The organism is Oleiagrimonas sp. C23AA, from assembly GCF_011759385.1.
Classification (GTDB): domain Bacteria; phylum Pseudomonadota; class Gammaproteobacteria; order Xanthomonadales; family Rhodanobacteraceae; genus Oleiagrimonas.
The window spans coordinates 344,666-364,518 of the sequence record NZ_JAARLY010000004.1 but is presented as its reverse complement, the minus strand read 5'-3'; the positions used below and the strand labels follow the sequence as shown (position 1 = coordinate 364,518).

Genomic DNA, 19,853 nt, shown 5'->3' with positions numbered 1-19,853 from the left:
GCCCACCGAGTACAGCATCACCGGGTTGGCAAACTCCGCCGCCACCTCGCGCATGATGTGGATCGCTTCGGCTTCCAAGTGTTGTAGATGGGAATCAAGCTGGGGCATGGCGCCACCACGTCGCTATGGCAAACCCATAGGGTACCTTTCCCGACAGCGCTTGCCATGATGGATTGGCCTATCCATACAACGCGCGCTCAGCAGACCACCTGCCAGACATCCAAAGGCCGGACGACGATGCGCCCGGCCTTTGGGTTGGCAAGCTCTGGCAAACGGCCTATTTCACCGGATGGCCATCGGCGTCGATGACCTGGACCTGGCCCAGGTTCAGGGCGCGGATCGGTTTTTCGATCTTGCTGAGGTCACCGATGATCACCCAGGTCAGGTGATCGGGGTGAATCACCTGGTCTGCCGCCTGCTGCACGGCCTGGTCGGATTGCGCGTCGATGCGTGCTTTCAGCGTCTGTACGTAGTCATCCGGGCGGTGGTACTGCTCGATACCGTTGATGGCCCCCAGCACCGCGCTGGTGGTTTCGTACTGGCCGGGCATGCCGCGCACGTCGCCATCCTTGATCTTCTGGATCTCGGCATGGGTCAGCGGCTTGGGTCCGATGACGGCATTGGCTTCCTTGAGGATTTCGCTGACCGACTGCGAAGTCTTGTCGGTCTGCACCGGCGCGTACATCAGGAACGGGCGCTGGCCCACCGCATCACGAAGGAAGCTGAAGGCACCGTAGGCCCAGTGCTTGTCCTCGCGCAGATTCATGTTCAGGCGCGAGGTGAACGAGCCACCGAAGGCACCATTCATGGTGCGGATATCCAGATTATCGTCCGCCTGCGTGGACGGCGCGACGAGACCGGCCAGGATCAGCGACTGCTGCGCACCGGGGCGATCCATCAAGTACACGTGCGGCTTGGCCGGGTAGTCGACATGGGCGATGTTCTTGGTCGGCACGGCACCGGCGGGCGCCTTCCAATCGCCGAACACGGCGTTGAGCTGCGGGATCACCTTGGCCAGCCTGGTGTCACCGGCAACCAGGATCTTCACATTGTCCGGGCGCACGTAATCGGCCATGAAGCGGCGCATGTCGGCCACCTGCAGTGCCTTGATCGAAGCCTCGGTGCCCGAGCCGGTAAACGGAATGGCGTAGGCGTTGCCCTGGCCATACAGCAGCGGCGGCAGCGTGCGCAGGGCCAGGCCGATGGGCTGGCTCTTTTCCTGGGCGATGCCGGCCAGCCACTGGCCGCGCAGACGCGCCACATCGGCATCACGGAATGCCGGGTGCCGCACGATATCGGCGAACAGCGCCAGCGAAGGCTCCAGCTTGGCGTCCAGGGCGTTTAGCGAGGCGCTGCAGTAGTCGAGGTTGCAGCCGGTGCCGATGCGCGCGCCCAGGCGCTCCTTGCGCTGGGCAATCTGCACCGAGTCAAGCTTGTCGGTACCCTCGTCGAGCATGCTCATGGTGAAGCTGGATGTACCCAGCGGACGGCCCTGATCGGCTGCGTAACCGGCATCGAACAACAGCTGCATCTGCACCACCGGAATGGCGTGGCGCTCGGCCAGCACCACCTCGATACCGTTGTCGAGCTTGCCGTGTTGCAGCTTGGGGAAGCTCAAGTCTGGGAACTGGCTGACCTCAGGCACGCCATGGCTGCGGTCGACACCGTCACCCTGCGCCTGGTAGCCGGCGACCTTGCTGCTGACATCGTGCGGACGGCCGTTGACGGCTTTGCGTCCGGCCATGCTGGCCGCATCGTTGGCATCGACCTTGCCCGGCGTCACGGTCAGCGTGTAATCGCCACGTCCCAGCCACTGATCGGCCGCCGCCGTCACCTGCGCCGGGGTGGCCGCCATGGTGCGTTCGTAATCGACCTTCCAGGCGCCGGGATTGCCCTGATAGACCTGACCCTGTGCCAGCGTGACCGCCTTGCCACCGAAGCCGCCCACCTTTTCCAGGCTGCGCACGGTATCGGCCTGATAACTGGCCTTGGCCCGCGCCAACTCATCGGCGGTGGGCCCGTCGGCAAGAAAGCGCTTGAATTCATCGGCGATGGCCGCCTTCACCTTGGCCGGATCGATGCCCTTCTTCACATCGACCTGAAGCATGAACATGCCGGCCAGCTCGAAGCTCATCTGGTTGACGCTGACGCTGTCGGCCAACTTGTCCTTGTAGACCAGACGCTGATACAGCCGGCTGGTCTTGCCGCCGCCAAGCACATTGGCCGCCAGATCCAGCATGACGGCGTCGGAGGTACCCAGTGCCGGCACGTTCCACTCGCGATAGATACGCGTCTGCGCCACGTTGTCGGTCATGTGCCCGGTCACCGAGGACTTGCGCGGCGCGGCCCAGGCCTGCGGACGCGGCACCGACGGGCCGGGGCCGATATCGCCGAAGTAGGCCATGGCCTTCTTTTTCGCCACGGCCGGCGTGATATCGCCAGCCAGCACCAGGGTGGTGTTGGCTGCGCCGTAGTAATCGCGGAACCACTGCTTCACATCGCCCAGCGACGCGGCATTGAGATCGGCCATGGAGCCGATGGTGTCGTGGTGGTAGGGATGGTTGGCCGGGAAGGCGTTGGCCTGGATGTCTTCCATGACGCGGCCGTAAGGCTGGTTCTCGCCCTGGCGCTTCTCGTTCTGCACCACGCCGCGCTGCTCGTCCAACTCCTTCTTGCCGATGGCGCCCAGCAGATGGCCCATACGGTCGGACTCCATCCACAGCGCCATGTCCAGCGCGGTGGTCGGCACCGTTTCGAAGTAGTTGGTGCGGTCCAGCCAGGTGGTGCCGTTCTGGTCGGTGGCGCCGGCAAGCTCGAAGGGACGGAAGTACTCGTCCTTGTGGTTTTCCGAGCCCTGGAACATCAGGTGCTCAAAAAGGTGCGCAAAGCCGGTCTTGCCCTTGGGCTCGTAGGCCGAGCCAACGTGATACCACACGCTGACGGCCACGATCGGCGCCTTGTGGTCCTCGTGCACCACCACGGTCATGCCATTGGGCAGTTTGAAGCGGGTGTACGGAATGTCCGGTGCGTTTTGTGTATCGGCCGCGCTTACCGGCGCGGCATACATGGCTCCCGCTGCCAACAGGCCGGCAGCCATCAGTGACAGTGCTCGAAACATGCGCCCCTCCCTTTATGTTTTTTGGCGTCGTGCTTGGCACCACGCTGCGCCAGGGCGCCGAAGACCTCTCCTACCTTCGGTTCACCCGGGCTGTGGCAACGTGGGATGTGGATTGAAGTTAGCGGCAAGGTCGATGCATCCGCATGTGACCTTCGACCGTAAATCTATTGAAGACACGCACACTTGCGTGTTGATCCGGAGGAGCCATGCCCCGTCTGCCATTGCTGATTGCCACCACGCTTGCCATCGCCCCGCTGGGCGTGAACGCCGCCACCGCCAAGGACATCCACGGCTACACCGGCAAGGCACATGCGCTCGATGGTGGACGTCTTTTGTGGGTGGAGCACCACTTTCGCTACCAACAGGATGATGGCAAGCAGGCCGCCCTGGTGCTGTACAGCTGCCCCAACGGCAAGGCCTTCGCGCGCAAACGTGTGCAAGGCGGCAGCGCGCAGGCGCCGAACTTCGCCTTTGTCGATGCGCTCAGCGGCTACCGCGAAGGGGTACGGGAAAATCATGGCCAGCGGCAGATCTACGTGCAGCGCCATGAGCACGCCGATGAGAAGACCAAGTCATTACCGCAAGCCAAGCGCCCGGTGATTGATGCCGGCTTTGATGCCTTCGTGCACGCGCACTGGAAAACCCTGACCGCCGGCCACTCGGTGTCACTGGATTTTCTGGTGCCCAGCAAGCAGCGCTTCATCGGTTTCAGCGCCAGCAAACGCCGTGGCGCTCCCGACGGTCAGGTGCGCTTTCGCCTGAAGCTGGACAGCTGGTTTTCCTTCGCCCTGCCGCACCTGGATGTCACCTACGCCCGCGACAGCCGCCAGCTGCGCGGCTTTTCCGGGCTGACCAACGTCCGCGGCGCCAACGGCAAGAACGTGTCGGCCAACATCCAGTTTGCCGCCAGCAGTTTCGGCAGCCGCTCCGCCACTGAGCTGGACAAGGCACGCCAGGCGCCGCTGGATGGTCGCTGCTCATTGCATTGAAGTGTCCGTCCGGACAGTGTCCGCACGCGGACAGTTACGTCCGCGGACACACCACCAGCCTGTGTACACAGGTAAATAAAAGCGAAAATAAACACGTAAATTCATAGACTTGTGATAATTCCAGCATGTTGGCACGACCCTTGCGATAGACGAAGCACTTACCGTCACTTGCGAAGGATCTAGCCATGAAACTGGAAATGCTGCTGCTCAAATCATTGTTCGCCGCCGTGATGGGGCTTTCGGTGCTGTTCTTCACCTCGATGCTGACCCTGCACGCCGACCCGGTGCGCCTGGCCGGGCCGACCACGGGACCGGTTGCCACGCAGGTCAATCCGCAAAGTCACACCAGCACCTCGCTGCCGACCTGCCCGCTGCCGCCGGACCAGGTGATCTGCTTCCGTGCCGGCTGATGCAACGGGCGGCGCTATTCGGGCGATAATGCGCAGATGCTGCATGTCATTCTTTATCGCCCTGAAATCCCGCCCAACACCGGCAATGTCATTCGTCTGTGTGCCAACACCGGCGCGGCACTGCACCTGATCGGACCGCTCGGCTTCGAGCTGGACGACACGCGCCTGCGTCGCGCCGGTCTGGACTATCACGAATATGCCCGTGTGCAGCTGCACGACAGCCTGGACGCGTGCCTTGAGGCCATCGGCCGGCCACGTGTGTTCGCCTTCTCCACGCGCAGTCGCGTACGGCATGTGGATGCACAATTTACCGATGGCGATGCGCTGCTGTTCGGCTGCGAAACCGCCGGGCTGCCGGCCGAGGTGTTCGACACCATCGCCCACGAACATCGTCTGCGCCTGCCCATGCGCGCCGACAGCCGCAGCCTGAACCTTTCCAACAGTGTGGCAGTAGCGGTGTACGAGGCCTGGCGCCAGCTCGACTTCGCCGGCGCTTCGATTCCCGACTAAGCCACGCCGATCCTCGCCGGCATGAGTGCATGCAGGGCCGAACGCGAGGGCGTGGCAGGTTACAATCGTCGCCATGAGACCTGCCGATGCCCCACCGATTCTGCCGCGCCCGCTGCGCGTGCTTGGCGGCCGCGCCCTGGAGCGCGCCCTGAACCGCGCCGTGGCGCTGGACCCGGATACCGTGCAGCGCCTGCGCGCGCTGGATGGCCGGCGCATCGACCTGCATCTTGAGGGCCCGAATCTTGACCTGTCGGTGAGCGTGGCCGGCGGCCGCCTGATGGTCGGCCCCATCCCCACCGAGGCGGCCGGCTCCAGCCTGCGCGTGGCGGCCACACCCGGCAGCCTGCTGGCGATGGCGCTGCGTCGCGACGATGACGGCGTGGCCCCGGGCAAAGTGGAGATTGCCGGTGATGCCGACCTGGCTCGCCGCCTGGAAAAGCTGTTTCGCACCTTCGCCCCGGATGTCGAGGAAGCCTTCGCGCGCACCTTCGGCGATGTCGCCGGCGTGCCGCTGGCACGGGCGATCCGGCGCGGGCTGGCGCATTTCCGGCGCAGCGCCCGCCACACCGTCGAGGACACCGCCGACTGGCTGCGCGAGGAAGCGCGCGTGGCGCTGGCGCCGGGCGAGCTGGAACCGTTCCTTGACGATGTCGACCTGCTGCGCGAGCGCACCGAGCGCCTGGAAGCGCGCATCCGCCGCCTGAGCCGCCAGACGGAGCATCACGCATGAGGAGTGTGCGTTTGTTGCCGCGGCTGCTGCGCGTGGCCGCCGTGTTGTGTCGCTTCCGCCTGGACGAACTGCTTGATGCGCGCCGCATCGGCCCGCTGGCCTGGGTGCGCCCGCTGCTGCCGCGCGGCCGCGCCGACCTGCGCGATGCCAATCGCGGCGAGCGCCTGCGTCTGGCGCTGAACGAACTGGGCCCGATCTTTGTCAAGGCCGGCCAGGTGCTGTCCACGCGTCGCGACCTGGTACCCGAAGACATTGCCGACGAACTGGCCGAACTGCAGGACCGGGTGCCACCGTTTCCCGGCAGCGAGGCGCGCGCCATCATCGAGGCGCAGCTGGGCGCACCGGTCAGCGAGCTGTATGCCAGCTTCGACGAAACGCCACTGGCCTCGGCCTCGATTGCGCAGGTGCACGCGGCCACGCTGCACGATGGCCGCGAGGTCGTGATCAAGGTGCTGCGCCCGGGTATCGACAAGGCCATCGCGCGCGATATCGATCTGCTGCGCGCGCTGGGCGAGCTGGCCGATCGCTGGCATCCCAACGCCGACAAGATCCGCCCGCTGGAAGTCGTCGCCGAAATCGAGAAGACGCTGGAAAACGAGTTGGACCTGCAGCGCGAAGGCGCCAACGCCAGCCTGTTGCGTCGCAACTTCGAAGGCTCGCCCGATCTTTACGTCCCGGCCGTGGAGTGGGACCTGAGCCACGCCCGCGTGCTGACGCTGGAGCGCGTGCACGGCGTGCCGGCGGACGATGTGGAGGCGATCGCCGCCGCCGGCATCGATCGCAAGCAATTGGCCGCCAAGGGCGTGCGCCTGTTCTACGAGCAGGTCTTTCGCGACAACTTTTTCCATGCCGATGCGCACCCGGGCAACATCTGGGTGGACCTGACCAAGATCGACGAACCGCAGTTCATCGCGCTGGATTTCGGCATCATGGGCTCGCTGCCCGAAGCCGATCAGTACTGGTTGGCGGAAAATTTCATCGCCTTGTTCGAGCGCGATTACCGACGCATTGCCGAGTTGCACCTGGCGGCCGGCTGGATGCCGCGACACATCCGCGTGGACGAGCTGGAAGGCGCGGTGCGCACGGTGTGCGAGCCGTATTTCACGCGGCCGCTGTCGCAGATTTCCATCGCCGAGCTGGTCGCCAAGCTGTTCCAGACCGCGCGCCGCTTCGAGCTGACTCTGCAGCCGCAGCTGATCCTGCTGCAGAAGACGTTGCTCAATATCGAAGGCGTCGGCCGTCGGCTGGATCCCGACATCGATATCTGGGCGGTGGCGCATCCGGTGCTCAAGCGCATTTTGCGCAAGCGCTACAGCCCGCGCCGCGCTCTGCGCGAAGTGCGCCGACGCATCCCCGAGTGGATGCACGCGGCGCCCCGCATGCCCGATCTGGCGCGCGAGTGGCTGCAACAGGCGGTGGCCGGCGAGCTGCAGGTGCGTTTTGCCTCGGACGACTTGGCACGCCTGCACACCGAGGCGCGGCGCACGCGCCGGCTGCTGGCTGGCGGTCTGGTCGGCGCCACCTTGATCCTGGGTGCGCTGCTGCTGTGGCTGGATGCGCCGCAGGTCGGCCACTGGTTGCCGGTGCTGGCCGCGATCGGCGGCGTGGTCGCCTTCGTGATCGGCTGGCCGCGACAGCGTCGCTGAAGGCATCTTGCATGCTGGACATTCTCTACCAGGACACCGACCTGCTGGCGGTGAACAAGCCTGCCGGCATGCCGGTGCATCGCTCCCATTTCGTCGGTCCGGCCGAGGCCTTCGTGATCGACGCACTGCGCGAACAGGTGGACGGCCCATTGCATCTGGCCCATCGCCTGGATCGCCCGACCAGCGGTGTGCTGCTGGTCGCGCGCAACAGCGACATGGCCGCGGCGCTGGGCGAGCAGTTCAGGGCGCGCAGTACACGCAAGCACTATCTGGCGGTGGTGCGCGGCTGGCCGGAGCCGGCCGAAGGCGTGATCGACTACGCGCTGCCCGGCGCGCGCGACTCCGGCCCACGCCGTGAAGCGCAAACGCATTACCAGAGCGTGGCCACGGTGGAGGTACCCATCGCCCTGGGCCGCTATCCTCAGCAGCGCTACGCCCTGCTTAAATGCATGCCGCAAACCGGGCGTTTTCGGCAGATCCGCAAGCACTTGGCGCACATCCATCACCCGATCGTGGGCGACAGCCAGCACGGACGCAGCGACCACAATCGCTTGTTCAAGCAGCACTTCGGTTGCTTTCGCATGCTGCTGCACGCCAGCGCGCTGGAATTTGTCCATCCGGCCGACGCACGCGCCATGCGCATCAAGGCGCCACTGGATGCCACCTGGCTCGCCATCACCGACCGGTTCGGCTGGCGCGCACATCTTGGCTAGAATCAGCTTATGTTGAAGGTAAGCCGACGCATCCAGATTGAGGAATCCGAGCTCAGCGAGCGCTTCACGCGCGCCGACGGGCCCGGCGGCCAGCATGTGAACCGCACAGAGAGCGCGGTCGAGCTGCGCTTTGACGTGGCCAGCTCGCCAGCGCTGCCCGAGGAAGTTCGCGCCCGCCTGCTGGCGCGTCGTGACCGGCGTCTGACCGAGGCCGGCGTGCTGGTGATCCAGGCCAGACGCTTTCGCGACCAGGCGCGCAACCGCGATGATGCGCGCGAACGTCTGGTCGAATGGCTACGCCAGGGTTTGGTCGTGCCCAAGAAGCGCATCCCCACGCGGCCCACGCGTGGCTCCAAGGAACGGCGCCTTTCCAGCAAGCAGCGTCGCGGCCAGATCAAGCGCGCCCGTGGGCGCCCGACACTGGAGTAACACCCTTCGTGGACGCTCGCATTCCGCGGCCGGCCGAGCTGCCTCCGCACATGCCCTCGTTTGCCGATTCCTGGCGCCGACGTCTGAGCCGGGCCATTCTGCGCATGGCCGGGTGGCGCCTGGCCGGAGAACTGCCGGACATTCCGCAGGCGGTGCTGATCGGCGTGCCGCACTCTTCATGGTGGGACGGCATCTGGGGGCTGCTGATGAAGGTGGCCATGGGCGCCGACGTGCACTTCATGGCCAAGCAGGAGCTGTTTCGAGGCCCGCTCGGTGCGCTGCTGCGTCAACTCGGAGGCGTGGGCATCGATCGCAGCGCCACTAAGGGCGTGGTCGAGCAGATGGTCGACCAGTTCGCCACGCACCCCAAGTTCTGGCTGGGCATCACGCCGGAAGGCACGCGCAAACAGGTCGAGCGCTGGAAGAGCGGCTTCTGGCATATCGCGCGACGTGCCAATGTACCGGTGGTGCCGGTGTATTTTCACTATCCGGACCGCGTTATCGGTCTGGGCCCGATATTTGAGACCAGCGACGACATGGAAGCCGATCTCGTGTCGCTGCGGCAGTTTTTCACACCCTTTCAGGGCAAGCATCGCGGCGTCTAGCCATTGTGTGATGCTGGCATGGACGTCTGTCACACTGCCTGCGGACAGGGCTCGACGCGCCAGACAGCTTGCCGTATACAAGAGTAGGACTCTTGGATTTGTCGTGTCAGACCCCGGCCAAGCTTGCTACTATTCTTCTCACACCGCGCCTAAGGAGGGGAAGGCAGCGTGAACCTGCCGATTGCCGATTCAGCAACCAAGTCGGCCCATCAACTCGATGCCATGGCTGCTGAAACCATGCCTTACTATCAGCTGACCGATGCCGAACTGGTGGCCTTCCGCGCCGCTGCGCGGCCGTTGCGCGTGCTCGCTGGTCAACCCATCCTGCGCCGTGGAGAGATCGGCCAGAGCATGTACGTCATCGAATCGGGGCAGGTCGAACTCGACTTCCATGGCGACATGCCGCGCAAACAGCTGGAGCCTGGCATGTTCTTCGGCGAGCTTGCGCTGTTCGTCGGCGATCACTGCCGCATGGCCACGGCCACCGCGCTGGAGGACTGCCAGCTGCTGGTCATCGACTACGAGCACTTCGAGCGCCTGACTCAATGTGACCCCACACTGGGCCTGCAATTCACGCGTCGTTCGCTGGCCTACCTAGTGCTCAGCGAACAAGAGCTGGTCGCCGGCCTCAAGCGCCGCAATGAAGACCTGATGCACGCACTGGATTCACTGCACCAGACGCGCGGCCAGCTCAGCCAGGCCCAGGGCCAGATTCGCACCGATGAGCTGACCGGGTTATGCAATCGGCGCGGTCTCTACAAGTACCTGGAGGAGCTTCCCCGGGCGCACGAACCAGGCAGTCACCTGGGTATCCTGCTGATCGACCTGGACCACTTCAAAAGCGTCAATGATCGCTACGGCCACCTTACCGGCGATGAAGTACTGTGCGCCGTGGCCCGACAAATCCAGCTGGCTTCGGGCCTGCTCGACCTGCCGTGCCGCCTGGGTGGTGATGAATTCGCACTACTGATGCATGTAGGCTCTCACGAGGCCGTGCGCAACCGGGCCCAACGCCTCATGCAGGCCATTCGAGATCTGCATTTCGACGCCAGCCGTCAGGACCTGCGCGTCACCGCCAGCATCGGCGCCAGCCTGTGTCGTGAAGGCGCCGGCTGGTCGAACTGGTACAGCGAAGTGGACGAGGCGCTCTATCGGGTCAAGGGTCAGGGAGGTGACGGCCTATACGTCATGCCCTACCGGCCCGGTGCCGTCGTGTAAGTCGTCCCATGGAAGCGGTGTCCGGCCAAGAAGCGGCCCCCGAGGTACGCGAGCCCGTGCCGCAATTGCGCACGATCGTTGTGTGCGATCTGTCCGACTCCACGGGTATGGTGCAAAGACTCGGCGATCGCCGCGCCGCGGAGCTCATTCGCGCCCACGACCGCCTCGCCCGTACCGTGCTGCAACGCCACGGCGGGCAGGAAATCGACAAGACCGATGGCTTCCTGCTGCTGTTCGAGCGCCCCATCCGCGCCGTCGCCTTTGCCCTGGATTATCAGCACGCGCTGGAACAGCTGGCCATTGAACAAGGCGAAACCCTGCGCAGTCGAGTTGGCATTCACGTCGGCGACGTGGTGCTCTGGCACAACGACGCCGACGCCATCTCGCGTGGCGCCAAGCCACTGGAAGTGGAGGGGCTGGTCAAGCCCATCGCCTCGCGACTGGCCAGCTTGGCGCGGCCTGGCCAGATCCTGCTTTCCCAAGTCGCCGCAGGCTTCGCACAGCGTGCCGAAGGCGAACTCAAGAACCACAAACTTCGCTGGAAAAAACACGGCACCTATCGTGCCAAGGGCCTCAGCACCCCCCTTTCCGTAGTCGAGGTAGGCGACGCCACCGTCGGCCCCATGAAGGCACCACGATCCCATCGCAATGCCAGGCGGGATAGGTCTTGGTTGAAGCCAAAATGGCTAGCTGTTTTTGGAATTATTCTTGCCGCGAGCACTGCCGGGTCTATTTGGTGGGGATATAATCATAGCGAACGCTCGCTGGGCTTTTCAGCACGAGACTGGGTAGTGGTAGGGGACATCCAGAATCACACCGGCATTAAAAATATATCCCTTCCACTAAAAAGTGCGTTTCTTCTCGACCTGCAACAGTCGCGGTACGTAAATGTGATGCCCGATGCAATAGTCAGAGACACACTAAGGCAAATGCGCCTTAGAAAAAAAACCAATATAGAAAAAAAAATTGGCATCAATATCTCACTGCGACTTAACGCTAAGGCGCTTATACTGCCCTCCATAGATAATTATGGTTCCGACTTTCTTCTGATAGCAACGATCATCAATCCAACAACAGGAACTCCTGTCGCTAAATTTTCTGAGAAAGCATCAGACAAGAAAAGCCTTGTACCTGCTATCGATGGACTCGTTAAAAAAATGCGAGGCTCTTTAGGCGAAACTATAGATCAAATAAAGAGTTCCAGCGTACCTCTTCAGCAAGCAACCACCGACAGCTTGGACGCACTGCGCGCCTATACTTTAGGATACACCGCCCTACAGGACGGGGATGCGAAACTTGCAACTGACGTAACCAAGCAGGCGATTAAGCTTGACCCCGGCTTTGCTGCGGCTTATGCACAACTTGGCGCCATATATCTCTCACTTAACCGCAAAGAAGCAGCTCGGGAAGCGATGGATAACGCCCTTAAGCGTAGCGGCAGACTGAGTTATCTGGAGCAACTACGAATACAAGCCCTTAAGACCACCGCCTACGGCAGCCCTTTGGAGGCCATCGCTGCCTGGAAGGTCATGGCCGACCTATACCCTGATATAGCAAGCGGCCCCAACAATACTGGGCTTTTTTTAGCTGCCTATAATAATGACTGTAAGTTGGCATTGCCCTATTTGCATCATGCGGCAACATTGCCTCAGTCTCTGCGCCCTGTATCCATATACGTACTAGGCACTTGTCAGCTCGCTACAGGCAGCCTAACGAACGCGGAAAAGAACCTTAAAAAGGCTCGGCAGGCAGGATTCAAGGGGCCGTTTTTAGGCCTTGCTGATCTTTATATCATGGAGAAGAAATATAAACTCGCCTACACATATATCAACTTAAGATCTAAAGATAAGAGATTTTCTGTTAGCGTTGCGCGCAGACGAGCCATGCTTTTGGAGGATCAAGGAAAGCTACAAGAAGCAGTTAAAGTGCTTGCTGACAGCCTATTCAAACTCAGCACTGGAAAACGTGGATACGATGTAAACACTACGATATGGAGTCTAAAGCTGGACCTTGTTGCAATGCGCTGGACGGCAGGTCAAAAGGAGGCCGCACGAGCCGAAACAAAGCACTGGCTGGATCAACTATTATCAATGAAGAAAGTTGACCGCGATAGGCTTGTGGTTGATTATCGCGCGCTCACTGCATTATTTTCAGCATGGTCCGCGCGAATGGGAAACACTTCGCTGGCGAAAAAAGCTTTAGATGAGCTGCACGCCCAGGGAAAGGTGGAAGGAAACCCTGTACTGAGTCAGATATACACTCTAGCTCAAGCAGAAATTTACCTCTCCTCTGGGGATGCGCGGAGAGCATATTCCATGGCGACATCAGTAAGGTCAAACCCCATTTGGGAAATTTATGACCTCAGAGCAAGAGCAGCATTGGCGGCCTCAGGTAAAAATGCCCAAAAATTACTTGATTTTGCTATAAGAAATCGCGCCCTGGCCTTTGGTGAAATCTTCGAAAATAACTTGGGCATTGGCGCAAGAGTCGCATCACTTCAAATTGATAAGCACCTGCGCCGCACGCGGGCAGCGCAGGTTAACTAAATACGGCTTTAGATCTTGAAAACGATGACAACGGCAAAGCTTTCGAGAAGCCTTTCGTCAGTCATATCCAAGTATGATTTTACTTCGCCCTTGCTAGGAAGCTTGATTCCATTTTTCGGCAAGCATTGAGCATCAAAAGTAAAGCCCGCTGCAAGAGCAGAAGCAACCGGTGTCGTCTCAAGCTCACTCCGAAACGAATCATCGACCGCCAACTTCTTGAGAAACTCATGCACCGTCATGCGCTGGCTTGGCCGATGGCCAGTGGTAGAGGGAATGGCATGGGCTTCGCTGCGGAATTCAATCACGTCGTTCATGGCTTGCTCCTTGTCGGGTTGATGACTTGCATCAGAAGTCGTGACGTCGATGCGGACACGCATCGTGCTGTCGGGAGGGCCCGCTGGAACGGGTCGGTTCGGTTATAGCGGATATGGGGTCTTGCACGCAAAGTCTGTCAGGGCATGGCTGCGGCAATGGAATCAGCGCCTGGCCGCTGTCGGATCATAGGGTTGCGGGCAAAAGTGCAGTTCATCGTGTGGATCTTCGGTGGTGATTCCCACGCCGCTCATGCCCACGGGAGCGGCTTCAATCGGGTCCAGTCCCAGCCACGGCGTCAGCTCGACGTCGTTGAGCGCGGCGGTGTAGAAAGCGCCCAGGCCCCGTTCGGTCGCCAGCAGATAGAAGGTCTGGCTCAGATGCGCCGAGTCCATCAGTAATGCCTTGTAGGCCTTGGCGTGACGGCGATACTTCCAGTGATGCCGGGCAAAGCGTGCCACATGCACGATGGCGGCCTGCGCCTGGGCGAAGTAGTCCTGCCCGGCGGTGACCTGCATGACCATGGCACGCAGGCTTTGCTCGGGCACTTCCTTGAGCAGTTCCAGGGAGTGCGTACCCGCCTCGTAGTGATAGATGCCGGTACGCAGGCCTTCAACGTTCATGATCAGCGGATAGGCGTCCATCGGCGTCAGGCCGCCGCCCGAGGCGCTGGTGCGCTTGACGGCGACCATGCCCGGCGCGAACTCCTGCGTACCCATGGCACCAAACGTACCGTACAGCATGTGCGAAAGCTCATGCCTGGGCAGCGGCACGTGGCTGGCAAAGTTGCGGGCGGTGCGCCGGGCCTTGAGGATTTCAGCGAGGGGCGAGTCGAACGCAGGCAAGTCCAGTGGCTCGGTGGCTATGGCGTCATCACGCCGCGGAAAATGCGTTGGCGGCGGGCCGTGCCGCTTGGCTACCTCATCCAGTCGCGAGCGATGCGCGGCATCAGAGTGCTCGCGATCGGAAACGTCGTCGGTTTTGTTCGACCATCGCGTCATGGCGTGATACATGGCGGTCAGGTCGTACCAGCCGATATCCTCCATGCGCTTCTCGGCGGTCATGATGCGCTGGCTGGCGACGTCATCAGGTGCATCCGTCAGCAGCACCTGACGCTCGGCCATACGCACGAGCAACGCTTTGTCGGCCAGGCCCTGGCTCATCAGGGCCTCAGCTTCTACCCACTCCTCGGCAGACAGCGAGGCCAGCACCGGCAGTTCCTCCGGCTTTAGGGCAATACGCTCGCCGTCGATCGGACACAACAGTTCGGCCTTCGGCTTGGCGTCAATTTTCACCTCGCCCCGGAACAAGGCGTGAAAGTCGGGAAGGATCTGGTCGGCAATCTGCACAAAGCAGATACGGCGCCTGCGAACCTGCATGGGTCATACATCCCAGGAACATGAAGACCCAAGCCTAGCCCATTGGATGTCGGACGGGCGAGCTTACGCCGCCTGGGTTCCGTCCGGAGGCACCAGCGCGATCACCAACCAGCCTGGCTTGGGATCGGGCAATCGGCGCCCGGCGGCGATGCGCAGGCTGCCGCCACCGTCGACGGCGAACAAGAGCACCGCGCCGGAGCCATACTGCTCGATGAATTGGGGCCAGTCGAAAGTGTCTGTCAGGCGCGTGGACTTGAGTCGCCAACCATCGGTGAGCAGACCGGCAAAACGCGCGTGAGTCATGTCCTCACCGAACAACGCATGACCGACCAGATTGCCACTGAATGCCTGCCGCCCGTTCTGTTCCTCCGGGTGCAGGTTGCGCAGGCGAAACACCTGATCGCGACCGAATTCCTGCCGATAGTGGACACAGGCCAGAGAGTTCATCTCGCGCCGTGTGGACATGGCGAGCAGCCGTCCCAGCCCTGTCAGATCCAGGTGATGGTCGGCGTGCTGCGAGGTGGGATTTCCAAAGAACGTGTTGAGGCCGGCCATGCGCGCCGCGCGGATGCCATCCCAGTCGTCATCCGCCACCAGTACGCGGAAGTCGGCGTCGGCCAAGGCCCTGGCCACCGTGCGCGCCACCGGGTCGGAGCCGTAGACCAGCACGCCATGGGGCTCGGGCTCGGCCACCTTCAGCCAGCGCGCCAATGGCCGTGCCGTGCCGCTTTGCAGCAGCACCGTGCCGATGATGAGGATGAAGACCAGCGGCACCAGCTGCTCGGCACCGTTGACATGCAACGACTCCAACTTGATGGCGAACAGCGCCGAGACCGCGGCGGCGACGATGCCACGCGGTGAGACATAGGCCACCAGCGCCCGCTCGCGCCAGCTAAGCGCACTGCCGACAGTGGCCACCAGTACCGACAGGGGGCGCGCGACAAACTGCGCCGCCAGGAACACCCATATGCCAGTCAGCAAGGTGCCATCCGGCAACGGCCATGACAGGCGCGCGGCCAGCACGATGAACAGCACCGACACCAGTAGCGTGGACAGGTTCTCCTTGAAGTCCATGATGTCATCGATATGGACGCCACGCAGATTGCCGATGACAATGCCCATGATGGTCACAGCCAGCAGACCCGACTCATGGGTCAGCGCGTTGGAGCTGGTGAAGGCGCCCAGCACCACCGCCATGGCGCCGAAGTTCTGCAGATATTCGGGAATCAAATGGCGGCGCAGGACGAACGCCAACAGCCACGCGCCGACACAGCCGATGGCGATACCGCACAGCACGGTGAGTGCAAATACACCCAGTGAGTGGCCCTGCTCGCGCGAAAGGATGGCCTCGAACACCAGCACCGCGAACAATGCGCCCAGTGGATCGATGACGATGCCCTCCCAGCGCAGCGCATTGGCGATCTTGGCGTTGGGACGCAGCGTGCGCAGCATCGGTGTGATTACCGTCGGTCCGGTCACGCAGGTGAGCGCGCCGAATAGCAAGGCCAGCTCCCATTCCAGACCGGCGATCCAGTGCACCGCCGCGGCCAGCAGCAACATGGCGGCGACCGCACCGTAGCTGACCAGACCGCGTACGGCCCGCCCGATACCCCGCAACTCCCCCAGGCGCAGTGTCATGGAACCTTCGAACAGGATCAGCGCCACCGCCAATGAAACCATCGGAAACAGGGTGGGCCCGAAAATTCGGTCAGGATGAATCCAGCCGGTAAGAGGCCCCATCACCAGCCCGGCCAGCAGCAGGAATAGGATTGCCGGCAGCTTCACGCGCCAGGCCAGCCATTGCGCCACAAAACCGACGGCCAGCATCAGGGCCAGAGTCAGAGCAAGATCCAAGAGTGTCCCCAAAGCACGTGCAGCTGCATTCTGATCCGATGGTACCGCGCATGCGCACGTTGCCAAGCGTCGTCTCGTCCCATCGCAGGACGACCACGGAAAACGTCGGGGAGAAAAGCCAGTCCCCGGTATCGGAGCGGGGGAGGGGGGATTTTCCGATACCGGGGAGGCCGGAGGCCGAGCCATTAGCGTACTCGACGGTTCAATTATCGAGCCGGACGTAGGATTCGGTCAACCTCGACGGAAGTCGCATAGGGGCGACTGAGCCTGCACACAGTGTTCGCGAAATCGGACCAAATGGTCACATTTTCTTCATTTTGGCCAAGTTGGGCTACGGAGAGCGCCGCAGCTGAAGCGCTTCGGCCAGATGCTCGCGCTCCACGCAACCGGGCGCGCCGTCCAGATCGGCGATGGTGCGGGCCACCCGCAGCACGCGGTGATAGGCACGCGCCGAGAGCTTGAGCTTGTCCAGTGTCTGCTCCAGCCAGCGCCGCTCCGGCGGCCCCAGCGCGCAGTCGCGTTCCAGCTCGCGCCCGGACAGCTGCGCATTGACGCGCCCTGATCGCGACAGGGCCTGATGCTGGGCTGCCACCACGCGCTGGCGCACCTGCGCACTGGGCTCGCCATCGGCTTCGGCCCGGGTCAACTCGGCCAGCGGCACGCGGCGCACCGCCACGTTGAGGTCGATGCGATCGAGCAAGGGCCCGGATATGCGCGCGCGATAGCGGGCAATCTGGTCCGGTGTACAGCGACAACTGCCATCCGGATCACCGGCGTGCCCACAGGGACACGGGTTCATCGCCGCCACCAGCTGGAACTGCGCGGGAAACTCGGCGCGACGTGCCGCGCGGGAGATCACGATGCGTCCTGATTCCAACGGTTCGCGCAGTACCTCCAGCACGTGCCGGTCAAATTCCGGCAGCTCATCGAGGAACAGTACACCGTTGTGCGCCAACGATATTTCACCCGGTTGCGGACGCGAGCCACCACCGACCAGCGCGACCGCGGACGCGGTGTGGTGTGGCGCTCGGAACGGCCGATGGCGCCAGCGCGCAGGATCGACCGGCTCGCCAGCCACCGAGCGCACCGCGCAGGCCTCCAGCGCCTCGGATTCGCCCATCGCCGGCAATATCCCCGGCAAACGCTCGGCCAGCATGGTCTTGCCGGTACCCGGCGGACCATGCATCAGAAGGTGATGACCACCGGTGGCGGCAATTTCCAGCGCGCGACGTGCTTGCTGCTGCCCGCGCACCTCGATGAGATCAGGCACCGGCACCTGCGCCGCATCAATTCGCGATTCCGGTCGCGCCAGTTCACCCTGACCGCTCAGCCACGCGGTGACTTCGGCCAGCGTATCGGCGACGCAGATATCGGCCTCCTCCAGCAACGCCGCCTCGGCGGCGTTGGCGCGGGGAATGATCACACGGCGGCCGCGATCTCGCGCCTTAAGCAGCGCCGGCAGAATGCCCTGCACGCCCCGCAGCTCGCCCGATAACGCCAGCTCGCCGAAGACTTCGCAATCGTGCAATCGCTCGCGCGAGACCTGCCCGCTGGCGGCCAGAATGCCCAGCGCGATGGCCAGATCGAAGCGCCCGCCATCCTTGGGCAGATCGGCCGGAGCCAGGTTCACCGTGACGCGACGGTTGGGATACTCAAAGGCCGTGTTCTGAATGGCCACACGCACCCGATCACGCGCCTCGCGCACGGCGGCCTCGGGCAGGCCGACAATGGACGTTCCCGGCAGGCCACCGGACAGATGCACCTCGACCATGACCTGCGGTGCCGCCACACCCTCCTGCGAGCGGCTGAGCACAATCGACAAACTCACCGGGACCACCCGACGTGCTGGCAGTGCCTGCGCGTGCCGCGGCCAAGCTCCATGTCACACAACTCCCTTGATCGGTCGGCCCCGGCCTTGAAAAAACCGCCCCCGACCTTGACTCGGGGTGAGGTGACGGGTCGGGGGCAGCCTCCCGGGAGCGGTGGCGAGCGGTCAGTTACCGGTTTTTAGGCCGGCTTCCAGCTCGGCCACGCGGGCCTCCAGCTGTTCCAGCCGCTCGCGGGTACGCGCCAGCACCTGGCGCTGTACCTCGAACTCTTCACGGGTGACCAGATCGAGCTTGCGCAAACCCTGCGCCAGCACGTCACGGAAATTGTCCTGAAGATCCGCACGGGCCTGCGAGAGACCGGGCGGCACCAGAGACGAAAGGCGTTGCGCGAGTTGGTCGATTCCTTGCGCGTCGATCATGACTGCACCCCGAATAGATGAAAGACTTTAAACACCGGCCGAACGAGCCGCCAGCGGCCCCGGCCACAAAATTCTGTAGGCATTGGCCTACACGTGAAAGCATAGCCGATGCGGCACCCGCCCTTGCCCTGGATGGCCATCGGCTGCTACAACGCCGGGCCTTCGCGCAGGGCATATTTTCGAGGTGCATATGAAACTGGTTGTGGCGATCATCAAGCCGTTCAAGCTCGACGACGTGCGCGAAGCGTTGGCCGATGCCGGCGTACAGGGCATCACGGTGACCGAGGTCAAGGGGTTCGGCCGCCAGAAGGGTCATACCGAGCTCTATCGCGGTGCCGAATACGTGGTCGATTTCCTGCCCAAGATCAAGCTGGAAGTAGCTGTGGCCGACGATCAGCTAGAACGCGTGGTCGAAGCCATCCAGCAGTCGGCCAGCACCGGCAAGATTGGCGACGGCAAGATTTTTGTCAGCGCGCTGGAACAGGTGATACGCATCCGTACCGGCGAACTGGACGCCGACGCGCTGTAAGACGCACTTCACGGCGCCTGCCACTGCGCTTTCAGCCGGCGGTGATGGATCAGCAAGCCGCCGTAGTAGGCGATGTAATAGCCAAAGATCAGGCCGAAGGCGGCCATGGTCATCGGCGTGTGCGTGATCTGGCGCATGGCCTGCTGCTGGCTTTGCGCCTGATCCATCGCCGGCGCCAGCTCGACCAGCCGGTAGGCAATTCGTCCCAGCACCACGGCGCTCAACAATCCGCCGATCCAGGCATTGGGTATATAGCAGTCGGTGCCGCCCTGACCGACCTCAAAGCGCGTCAGCTTGAGACCCACCAGCGCCAGCGCCAGCCCGGCCAGCAGTCCGCCGACCAAGCCTTCGAGCACCGGCGGATGAGCCAGCGCGCTGCTGCCAAACAGCACCACCAGCGCCACGATCACGATGATGCGTGCACGCATACGCCGGGTGCGAATCGGCTGACGACCGAAGAAGCGACGCAGGCGCCGCGCCAGCAGCAGCACGATCAACGGCACGGCAATCAGGGGAACAAGCAGATGCGGCGACATCGAAAAGATATCCGGCGAAAGATCAGGGCGGCCAGCATGGCACACCGGCCGCTTACTGGCCGCTGACAGGCGTCATGCATC

General features: G+C 62.9%; 18 protein-coding genes. 11 read left to right on the top strand and 7 right to left on the bottom strand.

Annotated elements, in window-relative coordinates; all coding sequences use genetic code 11:
* Positions 1-277: 277 nt before the first annotated feature.
* Positions 278-3,067 carry a pitrilysin family protein gene (locus HBF24_RS09515; protein ID WP_240922409.1) on the bottom strand — a complete coding sequence of 930 codons (2,790 nt, stop codon included), beginning with the start codon at positions 3,065-3,067 and terminating at the stop codon, positions 278-280.
* Between the two features lie 257 nt (positions 3,068-3,324).
* Between HBF24_RS09515 and HBF24_RS09510 the strand changes: the two genes are divergently transcribed.
* The 10 genes from HBF24_RS09510 to HBF24_RS09465 all read left to right on the top strand — a co-directional run bounded on the left by HBF24_RS09510 (position 3,325) and on the right by HBF24_RS09465 (position 12,914).
* Positions 3,325-4,107: a hypothetical protein gene (locus HBF24_RS09510; protein WP_167172280.1), complete on the top strand. Its 783-nt coding sequence runs from the start codon at positions 3,325-3,327 to the stop codon at positions 4,105-4,107.
* 185 nt (positions 4,108-4,292) lie between these two features.
* Positions 4,293-4,517 carry a hypothetical protein gene (locus tag HBF24_RS09505; RefSeq protein WP_167172278.1) on the top strand — a complete coding sequence of 75 codons (225 nt, stop codon included), beginning with the start codon at positions 4,293-4,295 and terminating at the stop codon, positions 4,515-4,517.
* A 36-nt stretch (positions 4,518-4,553) separates the two neighbouring features.
* Positions 4,554-5,027 (top strand): tRNA (uridine(34)/cytosine(34)/5-carboxymethylaminomethyluridine(34)-2'-O)-methyltransferase TrmL, encoded by a 474-nt coding sequence (gene trmL / locus HBF24_RS09500; protein WP_167172276.1) that lies wholly within the window; start codon positions 4,554-4,556, stop codon positions 5,025-5,027.
* A 73-nt stretch (positions 5,028-5,100) separates the two neighbouring features.
* Positions 5,101-5,757, top strand: coding sequence for an SCP2 sterol-binding domain-containing protein (locus tag HBF24_RS09495; RefSeq protein WP_167172274.1), 657 nt, complete (start codon positions 5,101-5,103; stop codon positions 5,755-5,757).
* Positions 5,754-7,403, top strand: a complete 1,650-nt coding sequence (gene ubiB, locus HBF24_RS09490) for a ubiquinone biosynthesis regulatory protein kinase UbiB (protein WP_167172272.1) — start codon at positions 5,754-5,756, stop codon at positions 7,401-7,403. Before HBF24_RS09495 ends, ubiB begins: the two co-directional genes overlap by 4 nt.
* 11 nt (positions 7,404-7,414) lie before the next feature.
* On the top strand, positions 7,415-8,116 hold the full coding sequence (locus tag HBF24_RS09485) for a pseudouridine synthase (RefSeq protein WP_167172270.1): 702 nt from the start codon (positions 7,415-7,417) through the stop codon (positions 8,114-8,116).
* Between the two features lie 9 nt (positions 8,117-8,125).
* On the top strand, positions 8,126-8,545 hold the full coding sequence (gene arfB, locus HBF24_RS09480; protein WP_167172268.1) for an alternative ribosome rescue aminoacyl-tRNA hydrolase ArfB: 420 nt from the start codon (positions 8,126-8,128) through the stop codon (positions 8,543-8,545).
* A gap of 8 nt (positions 8,546-8,553) precedes the next feature.
* Complete coding sequence (locus HBF24_RS09475; protein WP_167172266.1) at positions 8,554-9,150, top strand: lysophospholipid acyltransferase family protein; 597 nt, start codon at positions 8,554-8,556, stop codon at positions 9,148-9,150.
* Between the two features lie 168 nt (positions 9,151-9,318).
* Positions 9,319-10,368 carry a GGDEF domain-containing protein gene (locus HBF24_RS09470; RefSeq protein WP_167172264.1) on the top strand — a complete coding sequence of 350 codons (1,050 nt, stop codon included), beginning with the start codon at positions 9,319-9,321 and terminating at the stop codon, positions 10,366-10,368.
* An 8-nt stretch (positions 10,369-10,376) separates the two neighbouring features.
* Positions 10,377-12,914, top strand: a complete 2,538-nt coding sequence (locus HBF24_RS09465) for a putative peptide modification system cyclase (protein WP_167172263.1) — start codon at positions 10,377-10,379, stop codon at positions 12,912-12,914.
* Between the two features lie 8 nt (positions 12,915-12,922).
* Here HBF24_RS09465 and HBF24_RS09460 read toward each other — a convergent pair whose 3' ends face one another.
* From HBF24_RS09460 to HBF24_RS09440, 5 genes are all read right to left on the bottom strand, one after another.
* Positions 12,923-13,228, bottom strand: a complete 306-nt coding sequence (locus HBF24_RS09460) for a hypothetical protein (RefSeq protein WP_167172261.1) — start codon at positions 13,226-13,228, stop codon at positions 12,923-12,925.
* Between the two features lie 162 nt (positions 13,229-13,390).
* The gene (locus tag HBF24_RS09455; RefSeq protein WP_167172259.1) at positions 13,391-14,605 is read right to left on the bottom strand and encodes a putative peptide maturation dehydrogenase; all 1,215 of its coding nucleotides are present in this window, start codon (positions 14,603-14,605) and stop codon (positions 13,391-13,393) included.
* Positions 14,606-14,668: 63 nt separating this feature from the next.
* Positions 14,669-16,432, bottom strand: a complete 1,764-nt coding sequence (locus tag HBF24_RS09450; protein WP_167172323.1) for a sodium:proton antiporter — start codon at positions 16,430-16,432, stop codon at positions 14,669-14,671.
* Between the two features lie 358 nt (positions 16,433-16,790).
* Positions 16,791-18,287 (bottom strand): YifB family Mg chelatase-like AAA ATPase, encoded by a 1,497-nt coding sequence (locus tag HBF24_RS09445; protein ID WP_167172257.1) that lies wholly within the window; start codon positions 18,285-18,287, stop codon positions 16,791-16,793.
* A gap of 165 nt (positions 18,288-18,452) precedes the next feature.
* Complete coding sequence (locus HBF24_RS09440) at positions 18,453-18,707, bottom strand: accessory factor UbiK family protein (RefSeq protein WP_167172255.1); 255 nt, start codon at positions 18,705-18,707, stop codon at positions 18,453-18,455.
* A 190-nt stretch (positions 18,708-18,897) separates the two neighbouring features.
* Between HBF24_RS09440 and glnK the strand changes: the two genes are divergently transcribed.
* Positions 18,898-19,236 carry a P-II family nitrogen regulator gene (gene glnK / locus HBF24_RS09435; protein ID WP_167172253.1) on the top strand — a complete coding sequence of 113 codons (339 nt, stop codon included), beginning with the start codon at positions 18,898-18,900 and terminating at the stop codon, positions 19,234-19,236.
* Between the two features lie 8 nt (positions 19,237-19,244).
* On the opposite strand, the gene HBF24_RS09430 is transcribed toward glnK, so the two are convergent.
* Positions 19,245-19,772 carry a DUF1453 domain-containing protein gene (locus HBF24_RS09430; RefSeq protein WP_167172252.1) on the bottom strand — a complete coding sequence of 176 codons (528 nt, stop codon included), beginning with the start codon at positions 19,770-19,772 and terminating at the stop codon, positions 19,245-19,247.
* Positions 19,773-19,853 lie beyond the last annotated feature (81 nt).

Coding starts and splice junctions, on each gene's coding strand:
- HBF24_RS09485 (WP_167172270.1), top strand. CDS start 7,415: ATGCTGGACATTCTCTACCAGGACACCGACCTGCTGGCGGTGAACAAG.
- HBF24_RS09465 (WP_167172263.1), top strand. CDS start 10,377: ATGGAAGCGGTGTCCGGCCAAGAAGCGGCCCCCGAGGTACGCGAGCCC.
- HBF24_RS09505 (WP_167172278.1), top strand. CDS start 4,293: ATGAAACTGGAAATGCTGCTGCTCAAATCATTGTTCGCCGCCGTGATG.
- HBF24_RS09430 (WP_167172252.1), bottom strand. CDS start 19,772: ATGTCGCCGCATCTGCTTGTTCCCCTGATTGCCGTGCCGTTGATCGTG.
- HBF24_RS09515 (WP_240922409.1), bottom strand. CDS start 3,067: ATGTATGCCGCGCCGGTAAGCGCGGCCGATACACAAAACGCACCGGAC.
- HBF24_RS09510 (WP_167172280.1), top strand. CDS start 3,325: ATGCCCCGTCTGCCATTGCTGATTGCCACCACGCTTGCCATCGCCCCG.
- HBF24_RS09440 (WP_167172255.1), bottom strand. CDS start 18,707: ATGATCGACGCGCAAGGAATCGACCAACTCGCGCAACGCCTTTCGTCT.
- HBF24_RS09460 (WP_167172261.1), bottom strand. CDS start 13,228: ATGAACGACGTGATTGAATTCCGCAGCGAAGCCCATGCCATTCCCTCT.
- glnK (WP_167172253.1), top strand. CDS start 18,898: ATGAAACTGGTTGTGGCGATCATCAAGCCGTTCAAGCTCGACGACGTG.
- HBF24_RS09495 (WP_167172274.1), top strand. CDS start 5,101: ATGAGACCTGCCGATGCCCCACCGATTCTGCCGCGCCCGCTGCGCGTG.
- ubiB (WP_167172272.1), top strand. CDS start 5,754: ATGAGGAGTGTGCGTTTGTTGCCGCGGCTGCTGCGCGTGGCCGCCGTG.
- HBF24_RS09450 (WP_167172323.1), bottom strand. CDS start 16,432: ATGCTGGCCGTCGGTTTTGTGGCGCAATGGCTGGCCTGGCGCGTGAAG.
- arfB (WP_167172268.1), top strand. CDS start 8,126: ATGTTGAAGGTAAGCCGACGCATCCAGATTGAGGAATCCGAGCTCAGC.
- trmL (WP_167172276.1), top strand. CDS start 4,554: ATGCTGCATGTCATTCTTTATCGCCCTGAAATCCCGCCCAACACCGGC.
- HBF24_RS09455 (WP_167172259.1), bottom strand. CDS start 14,605: ATGCAGGTTCGCAGGCGCCGTATCTGCTTTGTGCAGATTGCCGACCAG.